Origin of the sequence: Streptomyces sp. NPDC058401, from assembly GCF_042722885.1 — a bacterium.
Lineage (GTDB): Bacteria > Actinomycetota > Actinomycetes > Streptomycetales > Streptomycetaceae > Streptomyces.
In genome coordinates this window covers 1-16,597 of the sequence record NZ_JBHXKA010000162.1, presented here as the reverse complement: position 1 = coordinate 16,597, position 16,597 = coordinate 1, and the positions used below count along the sequence as shown (strand labels likewise).

The 16,597-nt window shown below is 72.1% G+C and carries 11 protein-coding genes; 5 read left to right on the top strand and 6 right to left on the bottom strand.

What is annotated here, in order from left to right:
* Window positions 1–218: 218 nt before the first annotated feature.
* Complete coding sequence (locus ACFWNV_RS35390) at window positions 219–842, bottom strand: helix-turn-helix domain-containing protein (protein ID WP_383955039.1); 624 nt, start codon at window positions 840–842, stop codon at window positions 219–221.
* Window positions 843–1,254: 412 nt separating this feature from the next.
* On the opposite strand from ACFWNV_RS35390, the gene ACFWNV_RS35385 reads away from it, so the two are divergent.
* Together ACFWNV_RS35385 and ACFWNV_RS35380 are read left to right on the top strand one after the other, a co-directional pair.
* A complete protein-coding gene (locus tag ACFWNV_RS35385) occupies window positions 1,255–1,674 on the top strand; it encodes a MerR family transcriptional regulator (RefSeq protein ID WP_383955037.1) in 420 nt (139 codons plus the stop codon).
* Window positions 1,675–1,707: 33 nt separating this feature from the next.
* Window positions 1,708–2,070, top strand: a complete 363-nt coding sequence (locus ACFWNV_RS35380; protein ID WP_383955035.1) for a thioredoxin family protein — start codon at window positions 1,708–1,710, stop codon at window positions 2,068–2,070.
* Here the strand turns inward: ACFWNV_RS35380 and glgB are convergent.
* The 4 genes from glgB to ACFWNV_RS35360 all read right to left on the bottom strand — a co-directional run bounded on the left by glgB (window position 2,048) and on the right by ACFWNV_RS35360 (window position 9,670).
* The gene (gene glgB, locus ACFWNV_RS35375; RefSeq protein ID WP_383955033.1) at window positions 2,048–4,369 is read right to left on the bottom strand and encodes a 1,4-alpha-glucan branching enzyme; all 2,322 of its coding nucleotides are present in this window, start codon (window positions 4,367–4,369) and stop codon (window positions 2,048–2,050) included. The genes ACFWNV_RS35380 and glgB overlap by 23 nt on opposite strands.
* A complete protein-coding gene (locus tag ACFWNV_RS35370; protein WP_383955031.1) occupies window positions 4,366–5,832 on the bottom strand; it encodes a maltokinase in 1,467 nt (488 codons plus the stop codon). Before ACFWNV_RS35370 ends, glgB begins: the two co-directional genes overlap by 4 nt.
* Before the next feature lie 152 nt (window positions 5,833–5,984).
* Window positions 5,985–7,679, bottom strand: coding sequence for a maltose alpha-D-glucosyltransferase (treS, locus tag ACFWNV_RS35365; RefSeq protein ID WP_383955029.1), 1,695 nt, complete (start codon window positions 7,677–7,679; stop codon window positions 5,985–5,987).
* Complete coding sequence (locus ACFWNV_RS35360) at window positions 7,676–9,670, bottom strand: maltotransferase domain-containing protein (RefSeq protein ID WP_383955027.1); 1,995 nt, start codon at window positions 9,668–9,670, stop codon at window positions 7,676–7,678. Before ACFWNV_RS35360 ends, treS begins: the two co-directional genes overlap by 4 nt.
* Window positions 9,671–10,219: 549 nt before the next feature.
* Here ACFWNV_RS35360 and glgP point away from each other — a divergent pair.
* On the top strand, window positions 10,220–12,871 hold the full coding sequence (glgP, locus tag ACFWNV_RS35355) for an alpha-glucan family phosphorylase (RefSeq protein ID WP_383955025.1): 2,652 nt from the start codon (window positions 10,220–10,222) through the stop codon (window positions 12,869–12,871).
* A gap of 43 nt (window positions 12,872–12,914) precedes the next feature.
* Here glgP and ACFWNV_RS35350 read toward each other — a convergent pair whose 3' ends face one another.
* Window positions 12,915–13,916, bottom strand: coding sequence for an Lrp/AsnC family transcriptional regulator (locus ACFWNV_RS35350; protein ID WP_383955023.1), 1,002 nt, complete (start codon window positions 13,914–13,916; stop codon window positions 12,915–12,917).
* 166 nt (window positions 13,917–14,082) lie between these two features.
* Between ACFWNV_RS35350 and ACFWNV_RS35345 the strand changes: the two genes are divergently transcribed.
* Together ACFWNV_RS35345 and ACFWNV_RS35340 are read left to right on the top strand one after the other, a co-directional pair.
* Window positions 14,083–15,609: an MFS transporter gene (locus ACFWNV_RS35345; protein WP_383955022.1), complete on the top strand. Its 1,527-nt coding sequence runs from the start codon at window positions 14,083–14,085 to the stop codon at window positions 15,607–15,609.
* 255 nt (window positions 15,610–15,864) lie between these two features.
* Window positions 15,865–16,458, top strand: coding sequence for a hypothetical protein (locus tag ACFWNV_RS35340; protein ID WP_383955020.1), 594 nt, complete (start codon window positions 15,865–15,867; stop codon window positions 16,456–16,458).
* Window positions 16,459–16,597 lie beyond the last annotated feature (139 nt).

The following is a 16,597-nucleotide window of genomic DNA, read 5'->3' as shown; positions in this document are numbered from 1 at the left end:
GACGAAGGACCTCTCCGGGGCGGGCATCAAGGCGACCGTGGTGTACGCGCCGCTGCCGCCGCGCTAGCGGACGCCGGCCGGGGCCGGCGACCGGGCTGCCGACCGGCCCCCGGGGCGGGACCTGCGCCCCCACTTCGTACGCCGAAAGGCCCCGATCGCGTCCTCGTCTGGACGCGGTCGGGGCCTTTCCCGTAGGGAGTCCGGGGGCGAAATGTGTCCTACGCCGCACCTCCGGCGAGGCTCCAGAACCGCTCCACGATGTCGGTGAGGTACTCACGTCCCGAATCACCGCTGCCGGCCTCGCCCTGACCGGTGCCCCAGCTCAGGGTCGCCAGCATCCGCGACTGGTACTCGCCGTGCAGCTGCTCCAGCACCCGCTCCAGGTGCGCCTTGGGCACCGGGAGCAGCTTGGCCAGCGGCTTCACGTACGCCTGCCAGCGGGTGGTCACCGCGCTGCGCAGCAGTTCGGACAGCTCCTCGCGCTTGCCGGTCGCCGTCACGAACTGGGCCAGGTTCAGCCCCAGCGCCGTCGCCAGCGCGGCGGACTGGCGCTCGTTGCCCTTCCAGCGGCCGGAGTCCTCCATCTTCTGGTAGGCACCCGCCTCCACCCCGACCCGGCGGGCCAGGTCGTCGGCGCCCAGACCCCGGGCGATGCGGTGCTCCCGCAGGGTGACGGGCTCGGCGAGCAGCTCTCCCGGGGAACACCAGAGCACGCCGGCCAGGGCGGTGAGCTCGGGGGAGGTGGGCGAAATCTCGCCACGCTCCCACGCCATCACGGTCTCGGGAGTGACGAGGAGTCCGTACTGGGCGCGCAGGCCATAGGCGACATGACCGGGAGCCATGCCCAGGGCCGCGCGGAGACGACGCGCGGCGGGGGCATTGAAGGGGGGGCTGGAGTGCACATGGCACACCGTAGGAGTGGCCGAGGTGCGGCGACTACAGACCAAACAAACAAGCCCATAACTCGTAGGAACGTCCTATGGAGTTAAGGCCTTTGGACGGTTTTCCCTGCGACTGTCCGGTAATCGGAGCGGGTGGTGATCCACTTCCTAGCGTACGTTTCCGGCCGCCCGGAGGGATACCCCCGTGCGTGATCCCTCTCACAAGACCGGACCGCTCCGAACCGGCCACCCGGCCCCTCCGTGCTCCATGACGCGGAGGCCCTCGCTCACGGGGGTGGCGAGGGTCTCCCCACCCCTCTCCCCGCAGCAGCTCCTTGCCTTGACGCCGGGGTCAAGGATTACCGTCGGGGCCATGCGAATCGGCGAACTGGCCGAGCGTGCGGGCACCAGCACCCGGACGCTCAGGTACTACGAGTCGCGGGGTCTGCTGCCCGCCCGGCGCGACGGCAACGGCTACCGCACCTACGACGAGGAAGACCTGCGGCTGCTCCGCCAGATCCGCACGCTCCAGGACTTCGGCTTCGAGCTGGAGGAGACCCGCCCGTTCGTGGAGTGCCTGCGCGCCGGGCACCCGTCCGGCGATTCCTGCCCGGCCTCGCTGGCCGTCTACCGGCGCAAGCTCACCGAACTGGACGACCTGATCGGCCGCCTCGGCGAGGTGCGCGACCAGGTCGCGAGCCAGCTCGCCGAAGCCGAAAACGAAGCCGAGGCCGAAGCGGAAACCGAAGCCGAAACCGAATCGGCGCGGCCCAGATGCGAGATGACCGGCTGATCCGGCCGGGACGACGAGAGGGGAAGCAAGCACATGATCAAGGCCCACGGCGTGACCGAAGTGACCGACGCGGACTTCGAGGCGGAGGTGCTCGCCGAGCGCGGCCGGCCCGTCCTGGTGGAGTTCACCGCCGACTGGTGCGGCCCCTGCCGTCAGCTCGCACCCGTCCTGTCCGCCGTCGCCGCGGAAGAGGCCGGCCGCCTCAAGGTCGTGCAGATCGACGCGGACACCAACCCCGAGACCGTGGTGCGCCACGGGGTGCTGTCCATGCCGACCCTGCTCGTCTTCCGCGACGGCGAACCCGTCCTGCAGCTGGTCGGAGCCCGCGCCAAGCGCAGGCTCCTCCAGGAACTGGAAGGGGTGCTGACCGCTACTACGGCCGCGGCATCGGGCTGAGCCAGACCGTCGACAGTGGCGGCAGGGTCAGGCGCAGGCTCGCCGCCCGGCCCTGTGCGGGCACCGGCTCGGGCCGCACCGGCTGGGTGTGGTGGACGCCGCTGCCGCCGTAGAGCTGCTGGTCGGTGTTGAGGACCTCCCGCCACAGCGGCACCTCCTCCGGGACCCCGATCCGGTACCCGTGCCGGACCACCGGCGAGAAGTTCGAGACGCACAGCAGCTGCGAGCCGTCCTGCGCGAACCGCAGGAAGGCGAAGACGTTGTCCTCCGCGGCGTCCGCCTCCACCCAGGCGAACCCCTCCGGCACCGTGTCCCGCTCCCACAGGGCCGGAGCCGCCCGGTAGGTGCGGTTCAGGTCGCCCACGAGGCTGCGTACGCCCCGGTGGTCGGCGGCCGCCGCGTACGAGGAGTCCAGCAGCCACCAGTCCGGGCCGTACGTCTCGGACCACTCCGAGCCCTGCGCGAACTCCTGCCCCATGAACAGCAGCTGCTTGCCCGGGTGGGCCCACATGAAGCCCAGGTACGCACGGTGTATGGCCCGCTGCTGCCACCAGTCGCCGGGCATCTTCGACACCAGCGAGCCCTTGCCGTGCACCACCTCGTCGTGCGAGATCGGCAGCACGTAGTTCTCGCTGAACGCGTAGACCATCCCGAAGGTCATGTCGTGGTGGTGGTACTTGCGGTGCACCGAATCCTTCGACGCGTAGCGCAGGGTGTCGTGCATCCAGCCCATGTTCCACTTCAGGCCGAAGCCGAGACCGCCCCCGTCGGTGGGCTGGGTGACGCCCGGCCACGCCGTGGACTCCTCGGCGATCGTCACCACGCCCGGGCAGCGCCGGTAGACGGTCGCGTTCATCTCCTGGAGCATCGCCACCGCGTCGAAGTTCTCCCGGCCGCCGTGCTCGTTCGGCGTCCACTCGCCGTCCTTGCGCGAGTAGTCCAGGTAGAGCATCGAGGCCACCGCGTCCACGCGCAGCCCGTCCACGTGGAACTCCTGGCACCAGTACACCGCGTTGGCCACGAGGAAGTTCCGGACCTCGCGGCGCCCGTAGTCGAACTCCAGCGTCCCCCAGTCCGGGTGCGCGGCCCGCTGCGGGTCGTGGTGCTCGTACAGCGGCCGTCCGTCGAACTCGGCGAGCGCCCAGTCGTCGCGCGGGAAGTGCGCCGGCACCCAGTCGACGATCACCCCGATCCCGGCCCGGTGCAGTGCGTCCACCAGGAAGCGGAAGTCGTCCGGGGTGCCCATCCGGGAGGTCGGCGCGTAGAAACCGGTGACCTGGTAGCCCCAGGAGCCGCCGAAGGGGTGCTCGGCGACCGGCATCAGCTCCACGTGCGTGAAGCCGAGCTCCGTCACGTACGCCGGCAGCTGCTCGGCCAGCTGCCGGTAGGAGAGCCCGGGCCGCCAGGACGCCAGGTGCAGCTCGTACACCGAGAAGGGGGCCTGGTGCGGCGGGCGCTCACCGCGCTTCGCCATCCACTCCGCGTCCTGCCAGGCGTACGAGGAGGCCGTCACCACCGAGGCGTTGGCCGGCGGGACCTCGGTGTGCCTGGCCATCGGGTCGGCGCGCAGGGTGTGCGAGCCGTCCGGGCGGGTGATGTCGTACTTGTACAGGGCGCCCTCGCCGACCCCGGGCAGGAACAGCTCCCACACACCGGTCGCCCCGAGCGAGCGCATCGGGTGGGCGACCGAGTCCCAGTAGGAGAAGTCCCCGCTGACCCGCACCCCCTGCGCGTTCGGCGCCCACACCGTGAACCGGGTGCCCGCCACGCCCTGGTGGACCATCGGCTCCGAGCCGAGCGCCGTCCACAGCTCCTCGTGCCGGCCCTCGCCGATCAGGTGCAGGTCGAGTTCGCCGAGCGCGGGCAGGAACCGGTAGGGGTCGTGGACCTCCACCTCGTCGCTGTCGTACGTCACCAGCAGCCGGTAGTCCGGCACCCCGCTCAGCGGCAGCAGCCCCGAGAACAGGCCGTCCCCGTCGTCGAGGAGCTCGGCCCGCAGCCCCTTGGCGACGATGGTGACCGCCTTCGCGTACGGACGCAGCACCCGGAAGGACACCCCGCCCCGCTGGGCCCGGGCCCCGAGCACCCCGTGCGGATCGTGGTGGCGGCCCTCCAGCAGCCGGGCCCGCTCCTCCGCGTCCAGCGCCGGCACCGGACGGACCCCGCGCGGCGGGGCCGCCCGCCGGGCCCTGGGGGCCCGGGCCTTCTTCGCACTCGTTTCGGCGGGGGTGCCGGGGGTGTCGACGGTCGTCTTGGCTTCGTCGCGGACGGTCGGTGACGGCTGTCGTGCGGCGCTCACGCGAGCGGCCTCCTCGGGGGCTTCGGATGGTGGGGGGTGGCGGGTCCGGGGACGGGGGGATGCGTGCGGTGGGAGGGCGGACGCTGCGGCTCCGACAGCCGTCGGATCGCCGCCATCGGCACGTGCAGCCAGTCGGGCCGGTGCCGGGACTCGTAGCGGGCCTCGTACACCGCCTTGTCGGTCTCGTAGGCGCGCAGGAGTACGGGGTCCTCGCGCGGGTCCCGGCCGGACGTGCGGGCGTAGCCCTCGCAGAACGCGGCCCGGCAGTCGTCCGCCCAGGCGGGGGCGAACGGCCGGTGGGAGCGGGCCGCGTAGTCGAAGGAACGCAGTATCCCGGCGATGTCCCGCACCGCCGGTTCGGGGCGGCGCCGGTCGGCCAGCGGCCGGGCCGGCTCGCCCTCGAAGTCGATCAGCGCCCAGCTGCCGTCCATGGTGCGCAGGGTCTGGCCCAGGTGCAGGTCCCCGTGGATCCGCTGGGCGGACACCCCGGTCCCGCGGGAGGCGGCCAGTGCGTCGAAGGCTCCGCGCAGCCCCGCCTCGTAGGGGCGCAGGGCCGGTACCTCGCGGGCGGTGGCGGCGAGCCGGGCCGTCATCCCGGCGGCGAGCCGGGCCGTCTGCTCCGGGCCCAGTGCGACGGTGGGCAGGGCCGCGGCCAGGGCGTCGTGCACCTCGGCGGTGGCCCGGCCCAGCGCGTGCGCCTCGGCGGTGAAGTCGGCGCCGGTGCGCAGCCGGTGCAGCGCGAGCTGCCAGCCGTCGTCGGAGCCGCGCAGGTACGGCTGGAGCACGCCCAGGGTCAGCGGTTCGGAGCCGGGCAGCTCGGCCTCGTACCAGGCGACCGGCGCGGGCACCCGGGTGCAGCCGGCCAAGGCCAGGGCCCGGGGCAGCTCCAGGTCGGGATTGACTCCGGGGCCGACCCTTCTGAAGATCTTCAGGATGTACGAATCCCCGTAGATCAGCGAGGAGTTGGTCTGTTCCCCGGACAGCGGCCGGGGGGTGGGCGCCTCGGGGATCACGGCGGCCGGATCCCGGTCGAAGCGGAGCGGGCCGAGGGTGCCGGGGGAGCGCAGCCGCTCCAGCAGCAGCGAGGCGAGCCGCGGATCGCCCAGGCCCTCGTAGACCGACTGGCCGGCGTACGGGCCCTGCTCGGCGTGGCCGATCAGCGCCGGCGCGAGGGCCGGCGGCAGCGGGCTCGGGCGGATGCCGAGCAGCAGCTGGTAGCAGTCCCCGTCCACGTCCAGCAGCAGGTGCAGGAGTCCGGGGGCGGATCCGGGCGGCAGCAGTTCGGCCGCCGAGATGGTCCTGAGCCGTCCGATGGCCCGGCCCTTGCCCGCGAACCAGCGCTGGGCGGGCAGCCAGGCCCGCAGCATCGGTTCCAGTGGGCCGAGCCCGAACCCGGTTCCGAGCCCGAGCCCGGTGGCCCGGTCGGCGGTGAGCCGATTCCGGGCGGATGCAGCCTCCGACATGGCGTCGCGTCCTTTCCCCGGGCCGTCAAAGAATGCGCATTGTGTCCCGGATTACGCTGCTTGCTTCTCCGGTGTGTGCGAGTGTCGGGTCAGGATGATCCGTACAGGGGCGGGCGGTTGACCCATTCGCCGCGCCCGCCCCGGGCCGGCACCTACTCCGCGCGCAGGCGGAACCAGTAGAAACCGTGGCCCGCCAGGGTCAGCAGGTACGGCCATTCGCCGATCGGCGGGAAGCGGACATCGCCGGTGAGTTCCACCGGGACCCGCCCGTTGAACGACCGCAGGTCCAGCTCGGTGGGCTGCGCGAAGCGCGAGAAGTTGTGCACGCACAGCACCAGGTCGTCCCCGTATTCACGGAGGAAGGCCAGTACCGCCGGGTTCGTCGAGGGCAGTTCGGTGTACGAGCCCAGTCCGAAGGCCGGGTTGGCCTTGCGGACCTCGATCATCCGGCGGGTCCAGTGCAGCAGCGAAGACGGTGAGGCCATCGCCGCTTCGACATTGGTCACCTGGTACCCGTGGACCGGGTCCATGATGACCGGCAGGTTCAGCCTGCCCGGATCGCACGAGGAGAAACCGGCGTTGCGGTCCGGGGTCCACTGCATCGGGGTGCGCACGCCGTCGCGGTCGCCGAGCCAGATGTTGTCGCCCATGCCGATCTCGTCGCCGTAGTACAGCACCGGCGAACCGGGCAGCGACAGCAGCAGGGCGGTGAACAGCTCCATCTGGTTGCGGTCGTTGTCCAGCAGGGGGGCGAGCCGGCGCCGGATGCCGATGTTGGCCCGCATCCGCGGGTCCTTGGCGTACTCGGCGTACATGTAGTCGCGCTCTTCGTCCGTGACCATTTCGAGGGTGAGCTCGTCGTGGTTGCGCAGGAAGATGCCCCACTGGCAGCGGTCCGGGATCGCCGGGGTCTTGGCCAGGATTTCGGAGACCGGGTAGCGGGACTCTCTTCGCACCGCCATGAAGATGCGCGGCATGACGGGGAAGTGGAAGGCCATGTGGCATTCGTCCCCGCCCTTCTGGAAGTCCCCGAAGTAGTCGACTACGTCCTCGGGCCACTGGTTGGCCTCGGCGAGCAGCACGGTGTCCGGGTAGTGCGCGTCGATCTCGGCGCGGACCGCCTTCAGGAGGGTGTGGGTGCGCGGCAGGTTCTCGCAGTTGGTGCCCTCCTCGGCGTACAGGTAGGGCACGGCGTCGAGACGGAAGCCGTCGATGCCGAGGTCGAGCCAGAAGCGGAGCGCGGAGACGATCTCCTCGACGACGGCCGGGTTCTCGTAGTTGAGGTCCGGCTGGTGGGAGAAGAACCGGTGCCAGTAGTACTGCTTGCGGACCGGGTCGTACGTCCAGTTCGAGGTCTCGGTGTCCACGAAGATGATGCGGGCGTCCTGGAACTGCTTGTCGTTGTCGGCCCACATGTAGTAGTCGCCGTAGGGCCCGTCGGGGTCCTTGCGGGACTGCTGGAACCACTCGTGCTGATCGCTCGTGTGGTTCATCACGAAGTCGATGATCACTCGCATGCCGCGGGTGTGCGCCGCGTCCACGAACTCCACGAAGTCGGCGAGGTCGCCGAATTCGGGCAGCACTGAGGTGTAGTCGGCGACGTCGTAGCCCCCGTCGCGCAGGGGTGAGGCGAAGAACGGCGGGAGCCACAGGCAGTCGACGCCGAGCCACTGGAGGTAGTCCAGCTTGGCGGTGAGCCCCTTGAGGTCACCCACGCCGTCGCCGTTGCTGTCGTGGAAGGACCGTACGAGGACCTCGTAGAAGACCGCCCGCTTGAACCAGTCGGGATCGCGGTCCTTGGCGGGGGTGTCCTCGAACGTGTCGGGGACGGGATCGTTGATCATCATGAGATGGGTGACCCTCCGGTGGGCGGGGACGGTCGCAGAGCCGCCAGTACGTGCGCGGGCGTGCGGCCCGGTTCCAGGCGCACGTAGTTGGCCCTGCCCCAGTGATAGGTCTCGCCGGTGAGCTCGTCGCGCACCGCGAGGGACCCGTGCCAGTCGAGGCCGAGTACCGGCATGTCCAACGAGACCGTCGCCTCCTGGGTGTGGTGCGGATCGAGGTTGACGACCACCAGTACGGAATTGCTCCCCGCGTGCTTCGAATAGGCGATCACTTGTTCGTTGTCGGTCGGGTGGAAATGGATGTCGCGCAACTGCTGGAGGGCGGGGTTGCGCCGGCGCAGCCGGTTCAGGGAGGTGATCAGCGGGGCGATGGAGCGGCCCTCGCGGTCGGCGGCGGCCCAGTCGCGCGGGCGCAGCTCGTACTTCTCGGAGTTCAGGTACTCCTCGCTGCCCTCCTTGACCGGGGTGTTCTCGCAGAGCTCGTAACCGGCGTAGACCCCCCAGGTGGGGGAGAGCGTGGCGGCGAGGACCGCGCGGACCTCGAAGGCGGGGCGGCCGCCGTGCTGAAGGTATGCGTGCAGGATGTCGGGGGTGTTGACGAAGAAATTCGGCCGCATGACGGAGGCGGAGCGGGTGTCCGCGAGCTCGGTCAGGTACTCGGTCAGCTCGGCCTTGGTGTTGCGCCAGGTGAAGTACGTGTAGGACTGCTGGAAGCCGACGGCGGCCAGCGCCCGCATCATCGCGGGCCGGGTGAAGGCCTCGGCGAGGAAGATGACGTCGGGGTCGGACTTGTTGATGTCCGCGATCACCTTCTGCCAGAAGACCACCGGCTTGGTGTGCGGGTTGTCGACCCGGAAGATCCGGACGCCGTGCTCCATCCAGTGCCGCAGGATCCGCACCGTCTCCGCGACGATGCCGGCCATGTCGGCGTCGAAGTGGATCGGGACGATGTCCTGGTACTTCTTCGGCGGGTTCTCCGCGTACGCGATCGTCCCGTCGGCGCGGTGGCGGAACCACTCCGGGTGCTTCTCCACCCACGGGTGGTCCGGGGAGCACTGCAGGGCGAAGTCCAGCGCCACCTCGATGCGCAGCTCGCGGGCCCTGGCGACGAAGGCGTCGAAGTCCTCCAGGGTCCCCAGCTCGGGGTGGACCGCGTCGTGGCCGCCCTCCGTGGAGCCGATGGCCCAAGGCACACCCGGATCCCAACTCCCCGCGGACAGCGTGTTGTTCGGACCCTTGCGGTAGGTGCTGCCGATCGGGTGGATCGGCGGCAGGTACACCACGTCGAAGCCCATCGCGGCGACCGCGGGAAGCCGCTCGGCAGCCGTCCGGAAGGTCCCGCTGACGGGAGCCTCACCGGGCTCCAGCACCGCCCCCTCGGACCGGGGGAACATCTCGTACCAGGAACCGAAGAGGGCGCGCTTGCGCTCGATCAGCAGCGGCAGCGGCTTGGAGGCCGTCACCAGCTCCCGCAGCGGGCGCTTGGCGAGCAGCGCGTCGATCCGCGGGCCGAGGGCGGCCGCGTACCGCTCGGAGACCGGCCGGTCCTCGTCGCGCATCACGTCCGCGGCGGCCAGCACGTGCTCGCGGCCGTCCCGCTTGGGAATCTTCGCGGCGGCCCGCTCGTAGAGCTCGGCGCCCTCCAGGAGGGTCAGCCCGGTGTCGATCCCGGCCGGGATCTTCACCGCCGCGTGGGCCCGCCAGGTGCCCACCGGATCGCTCCACGCCTCGACGGTGTACGTCCACCTCCCCTCGACCTCGGCGGACACCCGCGCCCCCCACCGGTCGGTACCGGGAGCGAGCTCGGACAGGGGCACGGGCGGCCGCAGCCGCCCGCTCGGATCTCGTAGGACGACATGGGCCGCCACGGCGTCGTGCCCCTCGCGGAACACGGTGGCGGAAATCTCGAATACCTCGTCCGCGACCGCCTTGGCGGGTCTGACGCCGCAGTCGACGGCGGGGCGGACGTCCAGCACGGGAATGCGACCGATCATGATGGGATCACCTGGGGGCAGTTCGCAGGGCTCGGTGACAACAGGCCAGCCGGCGAGGCGGCTGGTAGTGCACGCGCTGTTCGCTCTGTTTCTAGCTGCTCGGAAGACGGCTGGGCTGCGGGCATGGCCGCTCCTGTCCGCGTTCACTCGGGTGGCGGGGAGGCGGTTCCGGGGTACGCCGTGCGCTGTACCCGGGGAGCCCTTCCCACTCCAGCACGAGCCAACCCGGATGCTCGGTTAACTACTCGTACGTACTGGAACGCCTGCCCGGTCTCCCCGGCCCAACACCTGCCGATGCTCCGTCAACTCGGATGGGACTAACGGATGTCCGCACTTCCGCTGTTCCACTACGCGGGACCGCCAGGACTGCTGTGAGCCCGTGCCAACGGCAGGGGACGGGCGTGCAGTCGGCGGGGTCCGCCGCTGGAGGCCTGCTCGAGGCGCCATGGTCGGGTGGGGCGGTCGGCGCTAGCCTTCCGAGGGTGACGCTCGCGGTGCACAGCGTGGTGCGGCCGCTTCGATCCGTAATCCCCTGCGAAGGTGGAACGCGTGAAGGCTATCCGTCGATTCACCGTGCGCCCCGTCCTCCCCGAGACCCTCTCGCCGCTCGCCGACCTCGCGCGCAACCTGCGCTGGTCCTGGCACGCCGAGACCCGTGAACTCTTCCAATCCGTCGATCCCGAGGGCTGGCAAGCCGCCGGCGGGGATCCCGTCAGGCTGCTCGGCGCCGTGTCCGCCGCGCGGATCGCCGAGCTCGCCGGGGACCGGCGGTTCCTGCGGCGGCTCGCCGTGGCCGCCGCCGACCTCGATGACTACGTCCACGGCGGGCGGTGGTACCAGAGCCACGAAGCCGCCGCGGAGCTGCCCGCCGGCATCGCCTACTTCTCGCCCGAGTTCGGGATCACCGCCGCCCTGCCCCAGTACTCCGGCGGGCTCGGCATCCTCGCCGGGGACCACCTCAAGGCCGCCAGCGACCTCGGTGTCCCGCTCATCGGCGTCGGGCTGCTCTACCGGCACGGCTACTTCCGCCAGTCCCTCTCCCGGGACGGCTGGCAGCAGGAGCACTATCCGGTGCTCGACCCCAACGAACTGCCCGTCGCGCTCGTCCGCGAGGAGGACGGGACACCCGCCCGGGTGTCCCTGAGCCTCCCCGGCGGCCGGGCCCTGCACGCACACGTCTGGCAGGCCCGCGTCGGCCGGGTGCCGCTGCTGCTCCTCGACTCCGACGTCGAGGACAACGACGCCGTCGCCCGCGAGGTGACCGACCGGCTGTACGGGGGAGGCAGCGACCACCGGCTGCTCCAGGAGATGCTGCTGGGGATCGGCGGAGTGCGGGCCGTACGGGCCTACTGCCGGATCACCGGGCATCCCGACCCCGAGGTGTTCCACACCAACGAGGGCCACGCCGGGTTCCTGGGGCTGGAGCGCATAAGAGAACTGGAGGGGCAGCAGGGGCTCGGCTTCGACGCCGCCGTCGAAGCGGTGCGCGCGGGGACCGTGTTCACCACGCACACCCCCGTCCCCGCCGGCATCGACCGCTTCGACCGTGCCCTGGTCGCCCGCCACTTCGGTGACGGCGGCGAACTGGCCGGCGTACCCGTCGACCGGATCCTGGCGCTCGGCGCCGAGACCTACCCCGGCGGCGACCCCGGGGTGTTCAACATGGCGGTGATGGGCCTGCGCCTCGCCCAGCGGGCCAACGGGGTCTCCACCCTGCACGGCGCCGTCAGCCGCGGGATGTTCGCCGGGCTGTGGCCGGGATTCGACCCCGCCGACGTGCCCATCACCTCGGTGACCAACGGCGTGCACGCCCCGACCTGGGTGGCGCCCGAGGTGGTGAAGCTCGGCGCGAAGCAGATCGGCGCCGGCCGCACCGAGGACGCGCTGTCCGTCGGCGGCTCGCAGCGCTGGGACGCCGTCGCCGACATCCCCGACCAGGACGTCTGGGACCTGCGCCGGGTGCTCAGGGAACAGCTCGTCCAGGAGGTACGGGACCGCCTGCGCGCCTCCTGGCGCCAGCGCGGGGCCGCCGACGCCGAACTGGGCTGGGTGGACTCCGTCCTCGACCCCGACGTGCTGACCATCGGGTTCGCCCGCCGGGTGCCGTCCTACAAGCGGCTCACGCTGATGCTGCGCGACCCCGACCGGCTGCGCCGCCTGCTGCTGGACCCGGACCGGCCCGTGCAGATCGTGGTCGCGGGCAAGGCGCACCCGGCCGACGACGGCGGGAAGCGGCTGGTCCAGGAACTGGTGAGGTTCGCGGACGACCCCCGCGTGCGCCACCGGATCGTGTTCCTGCCCGACTACGGCATGGCCATGGCCCAGAAGCTCTACCCGGGCTGCGACGTCTGGCTCAACAACCCGCTGCGCCCGCTGGAGGCCTGCGGCACCAGCGGGATGAAGGCGGCGCTCAACGGCTGCCTCAACCTGTCCGTGCTGGACGGCTGGTGGGACGAATGGTTCGAGCCGGACTTCGGCTGGGCCATCCCGACCGCCGACGGACTCGGCGCGGACGAGGACCGCCGCGACGACCTGGAGGCGAACGCCCTCTACGACCTGATCGAGGGCCGGGTCGCACCCCGGTTCTACGACCGGGGCGGACAGGCCGGACTTCCGGTGCGGTGGATCGAGATGGTCCGGCGCACCCTCGTCTCCCTGGGGCCCAAGGTGCTCGCGGGTCGCATGGTGCGGGAGTACGTGGAGCGGCTCTACGCTCCGGCCGCGCTCTCCCACCGCGCCCTGACCCCGGACGCGGCGCGGGACCTCGCCTGGTGGAAGGGCCGGGTCCGCGCGGCCTGGCCGCAGCTCACCGTCGAGCACGTGGAGGCCCTGACCGCGGGCCCGGTCGGCGGCACCGCCGAACTCGGGGCCACCCTCACCCTGCGCGTGCAGGTCTCCCTCGACGCGCTGGCCCCCGAGGACGTGGAGGTGCAGGCCGTCGCGGGCCGGGTCGACGCGCAGGACGTGATCCAGGGCGGGCGGGCCTTCCCGCTCAAGCCCGCCGGCGGACCCGACCTGGAGGGCCGCTGGCTGTACGAGGGCCCGCTCGCCCTCGACCGTACGGGGCCCTTCGGCTACACCGTACGGATCCTGCCCGCGCACCCGCTGCTGGCGACCCCGGCCGAACTGGGCCTGGTCGCAGGCCCCGCCACGGGCACGGAAACGGACGCGGGCGCGGGAAGCGGAGTGGTGCTGCGCTGACGGCTCCGGCCGTTCACGGAGCAGTGCTTCACGGAGCAGCGCCTCAGGGGGCGGGCGGCGGATCCACCAGCCGCCCGTCCTCCACCAGCATCCCGGCCCGCTTGACGTTCCTCAGGGTCGGGATCACCTCCATCTGCTGGATGCCGGGCACCGCCCCGATCCGCTCCGTGAGGTACGTGTACAGCGCATCGGTGTCCTTGCAGATCACCACCGCCAGCAGATTCGCCGTACCCGTCACCGCGGCCGCGAACGGCACCTCGGGGTGGCGCCCCAGGGTCGCGCCCACCCGCGCCAGCAGGGCCGGGCGGACCGTCAGCATCAAGGTGGTCTCCGCCTCGAAGCCCAGGGTCCCGGGCACGGTCTCCACGTCGAAGTACAGCGTGCCCTCCTCCCGCAACCGCTCCACGCGGCGCCGTGCCGTGGACTCGGACAGGCCGGCCGCGCGGGCCAGCTCCGGATAGCCGCTGCGGCCGTCCCGGCGCAGCAGGGCCAGCAGCGCCAGCTCGGTGTCGTCCAGCGTGTACCGCTCCGGCCCGCCCGTCGCCGGCGGCCGCTCCAGCGCGGCGACCTGGTCCGGGCGCAGCACGTCGAGCCCGAACCACCGGTCGGGTCCGCCGGTGAACATCCGCAGGATCGTGTGCGCGCTGATCCCGGTGACCCGGCGGGTGCGCGGCAGCTTGTCGAGCAGCAGGGCGTCGCGGTCCTGCCGGGTCCGGGCCCGGGTGGTGCAGTGGATGTCCGTACCGCCGGAGCCCAGGTTCACCCAGGACACGTCCGGCCGGCGGGCCAGCGCCTCGGCGACCGCCAGCGAGGCGTCGGGCGCGCACTGCACGCGCAGCCAGGACTCGAACAGGCCGATCCGGCGGCCCATCGGCAGCCCGACCACCCGGACCAGGCCGGCGCCGTGCAGCCGGCGGTAGCGGCGCACCACCGTCTGGTCCGAGGTCTCCAGCACCTCGGCAAGCCGGCTGAAGGGGGCCCGGCCGTCGATCATGAGGGCCTGGACGAGCATGAGATCGAGACGGTCCAGCTCGGTGGAAGTCATGGTTTCCATCATTCCAGAGCTCCGGATAACTGGAATCCGTCAGTCGAGGGGTGCTGGGTGGGGGTAAGGGGTCGGCGGCTGCCACCTTGGGGCGGGCGACGGGCTGCCGCCCCCCACGCCTCCATCACCACCGACCGGTCCGTCCGGTTTCCCGAGGAGTACCCCCATGCGCAAATGGCTGCCGTTGACGGCGGTGTGTCTCGGAGCCTTCATGCTCCTGGTCGACGTCACGATCGTGACCGTCGCCCTGCCCGACATGGCCGCCGACATGCACACGGGCTTCTCCGACCTCCAGTGGGTGATGGACATCTACGCCCTCGCCCTCGCCGCCCTGCTGCTGGGCGCGGGGTCGCTCGCCGACCGGATAGGCCGCCGCCGCGTCTACCTCGGCGGGCTCGGACTCTTCGCCGCCGCCTCCCTCGCCTGCGGGCTGGCCCAGGGCCCGGCCGTGCTCGTCGCCTTCCGCGCCGTCCAGGGCATCGGCGGCGCCGCGATGTTCGCCACCACCATGGCCCTGCTCAGCTCCGCCTACCAGGGCCGCGACCGGGGCGTCGCCTTCGGCGTCTGGGGCGCGGTCAACGGAGCGGCCGCCGCGGCCGGCCCGATCATCGGCGGGCTGCTCACCGAGCAGTTCGGCTGGCGCTGGATCTTCTTCATCAACCTCCCGGTCTGCGCCCTCGCGGTGTACGTCACCCTCAAGGCCGTCACCGAGTCCCGCGACCCGCACGCCAAGGGCCTGGACCTGCCCGGCATGGCCACCTTCACCGCCGGTGCGGGCGCCGTCACCTACGCACTCATCCGCGGCGGCGAGAACGGCTGGACCTCCGCGACCACCCTGGCCCTGTTCGCCCTGAGCGCCGCCGCCTTCGCCGCGTTCGTCCTGGTCGAACTGCGCAGCTCCCGCCCGATGCTGGACCTCTCGCTGTTCCGCAGCCCGACCTTCGTGGCCGTCATGGCCGCCGCGCTGCTGATGTCCGGCGCCGCCTTCGGCTACATGATGTACGTCTCCCTGTGGCTGCAGAGCGCCGAGGGCATGGGCCCGGTCGCCGCCGGTCTGACGATGCTGCCGATGAGCCTGGCCGCCTTCGTGGTCGCCGCGGTGACCGGCAAGCTGATGCACGGGGCCCCGGCCCGGATCACCATCGGCGGCGGGCTGTTCCTGATCGGCGCGGGCGCTCTGCTCATGGGCTGGATGCTGGACGCCGGGGACGGCTGGACGGCGCTGGCCGCCGGACTGGCGGTCACCGGTCTGGGTGTCGGCATGATCTCCCCGGCCCTGGCGGCCGCCGCGATGGGAGCCGTGCCCCCGGCCCGTGCGGGCATGGCGGGCGGCGCCCTGAACACCGCGCGCCAGCTGGGCATGGCCCTGGGCATCGCGGTGCTCGGCGCGGTCTTCCAGTCCGGTCTGGAGGACGGTCTGGCCGGCTCCGGCCAGCCGCACGGTACGGCCGAGGTACTGGCCGGCGGCGGGGCGGGACAGCTGCTGCACGCGGCCCCGGCGGTCCGGCACTGGGTGGAGGCGGCCTTCGCGAGCGGGCTGCGCGACACCTTCTGGGTCTCGGGGGCGATGGGCCTGGCGGGGGCGCTGATCGTGCTCGTGCTGGTCCGCCGGCCGGCCGCCGAGTCCGGTGGCAAGGGCCCGGTGCCGGTGCCGGGCCAGGGCTCCGCGCCGGTGGAGCGGGCCACCGCCTGAGCCGCCCGAGCCGCCTTACGGGGCTTCGCTCGAAGCCCCGTAGAGCACGCCCCGGGGGCTCGTCCCGCCTCTTCGTACGCCCCGAATCCCGCGTGGATCCGGGGCGTTCGCGCGTGTGGCGGCGGAAGGGACCGGGAGGGTGAACCTTCGAACGCGCTGCCGTGCCGAATCGTTTCATCACGACGGTCCGCTCCTACGCTGCCCGCGGATGCCAACCGGACCTGGCATCCGAGGAACCCGAGGAACGGACCCCCCATGCGTCTTCGCACCACCGCCATCGCCCTCGCGGGCGCCCTCACGCTCGTCCTGCCGACCGCCGGGCTGTCGTACGCCAACGACCACGACGACCGCGAGCGCCTCGGAACCCTGTACTACCGGTACACCGACGACGACGGCGACCGCCGCCACGGGCAGATCCGCCCGGCGGACAACGACACCTGCTACCGGCTGACGCACACCTCCGAGCACCGGCCGGCCTTCGAGGTGACGAACGAGACCGAGTCCCTCGCGGTGGTCTACAGCAACCGCAACTGCGGCGGGGTCCCGGAGGCGGAGCTGGAGCCCGGCGAGCGGCTGCGCAACACGGAGGTGGCCTCGGTGTACTTCAAGCCGGTCGACGACCACCACGGCGGCCGCCACGACTGGCGCGACGAGGACGACAACGACGGCCGCCACGACGGACGGCACGACGGACGCGACGACGACCGCCGTGACGACGACCGCCGTGACGACCGCCGCGACGACGACCGCCGCGACGACGAGGACCGCACCATCGGCGGCCGCGCCGCCGCGGCGCCGGCCGACGAGACCTCGGCCATCCTCGACTCGGTGTTCAGCTCCCTCGGCTGATCCCACGGCGTGCGAAGGGCCCGGCTCCCCAGGGGAGCCGGGCCCTTCACCTGTCCCGGGTCGCAGCGGCCGGGGGGCGGGCCCGCGCCCGCCGCGCGCCCCCGCCCCACGGCCGCGGCCGGGTTCGGCGCGGCGGTCG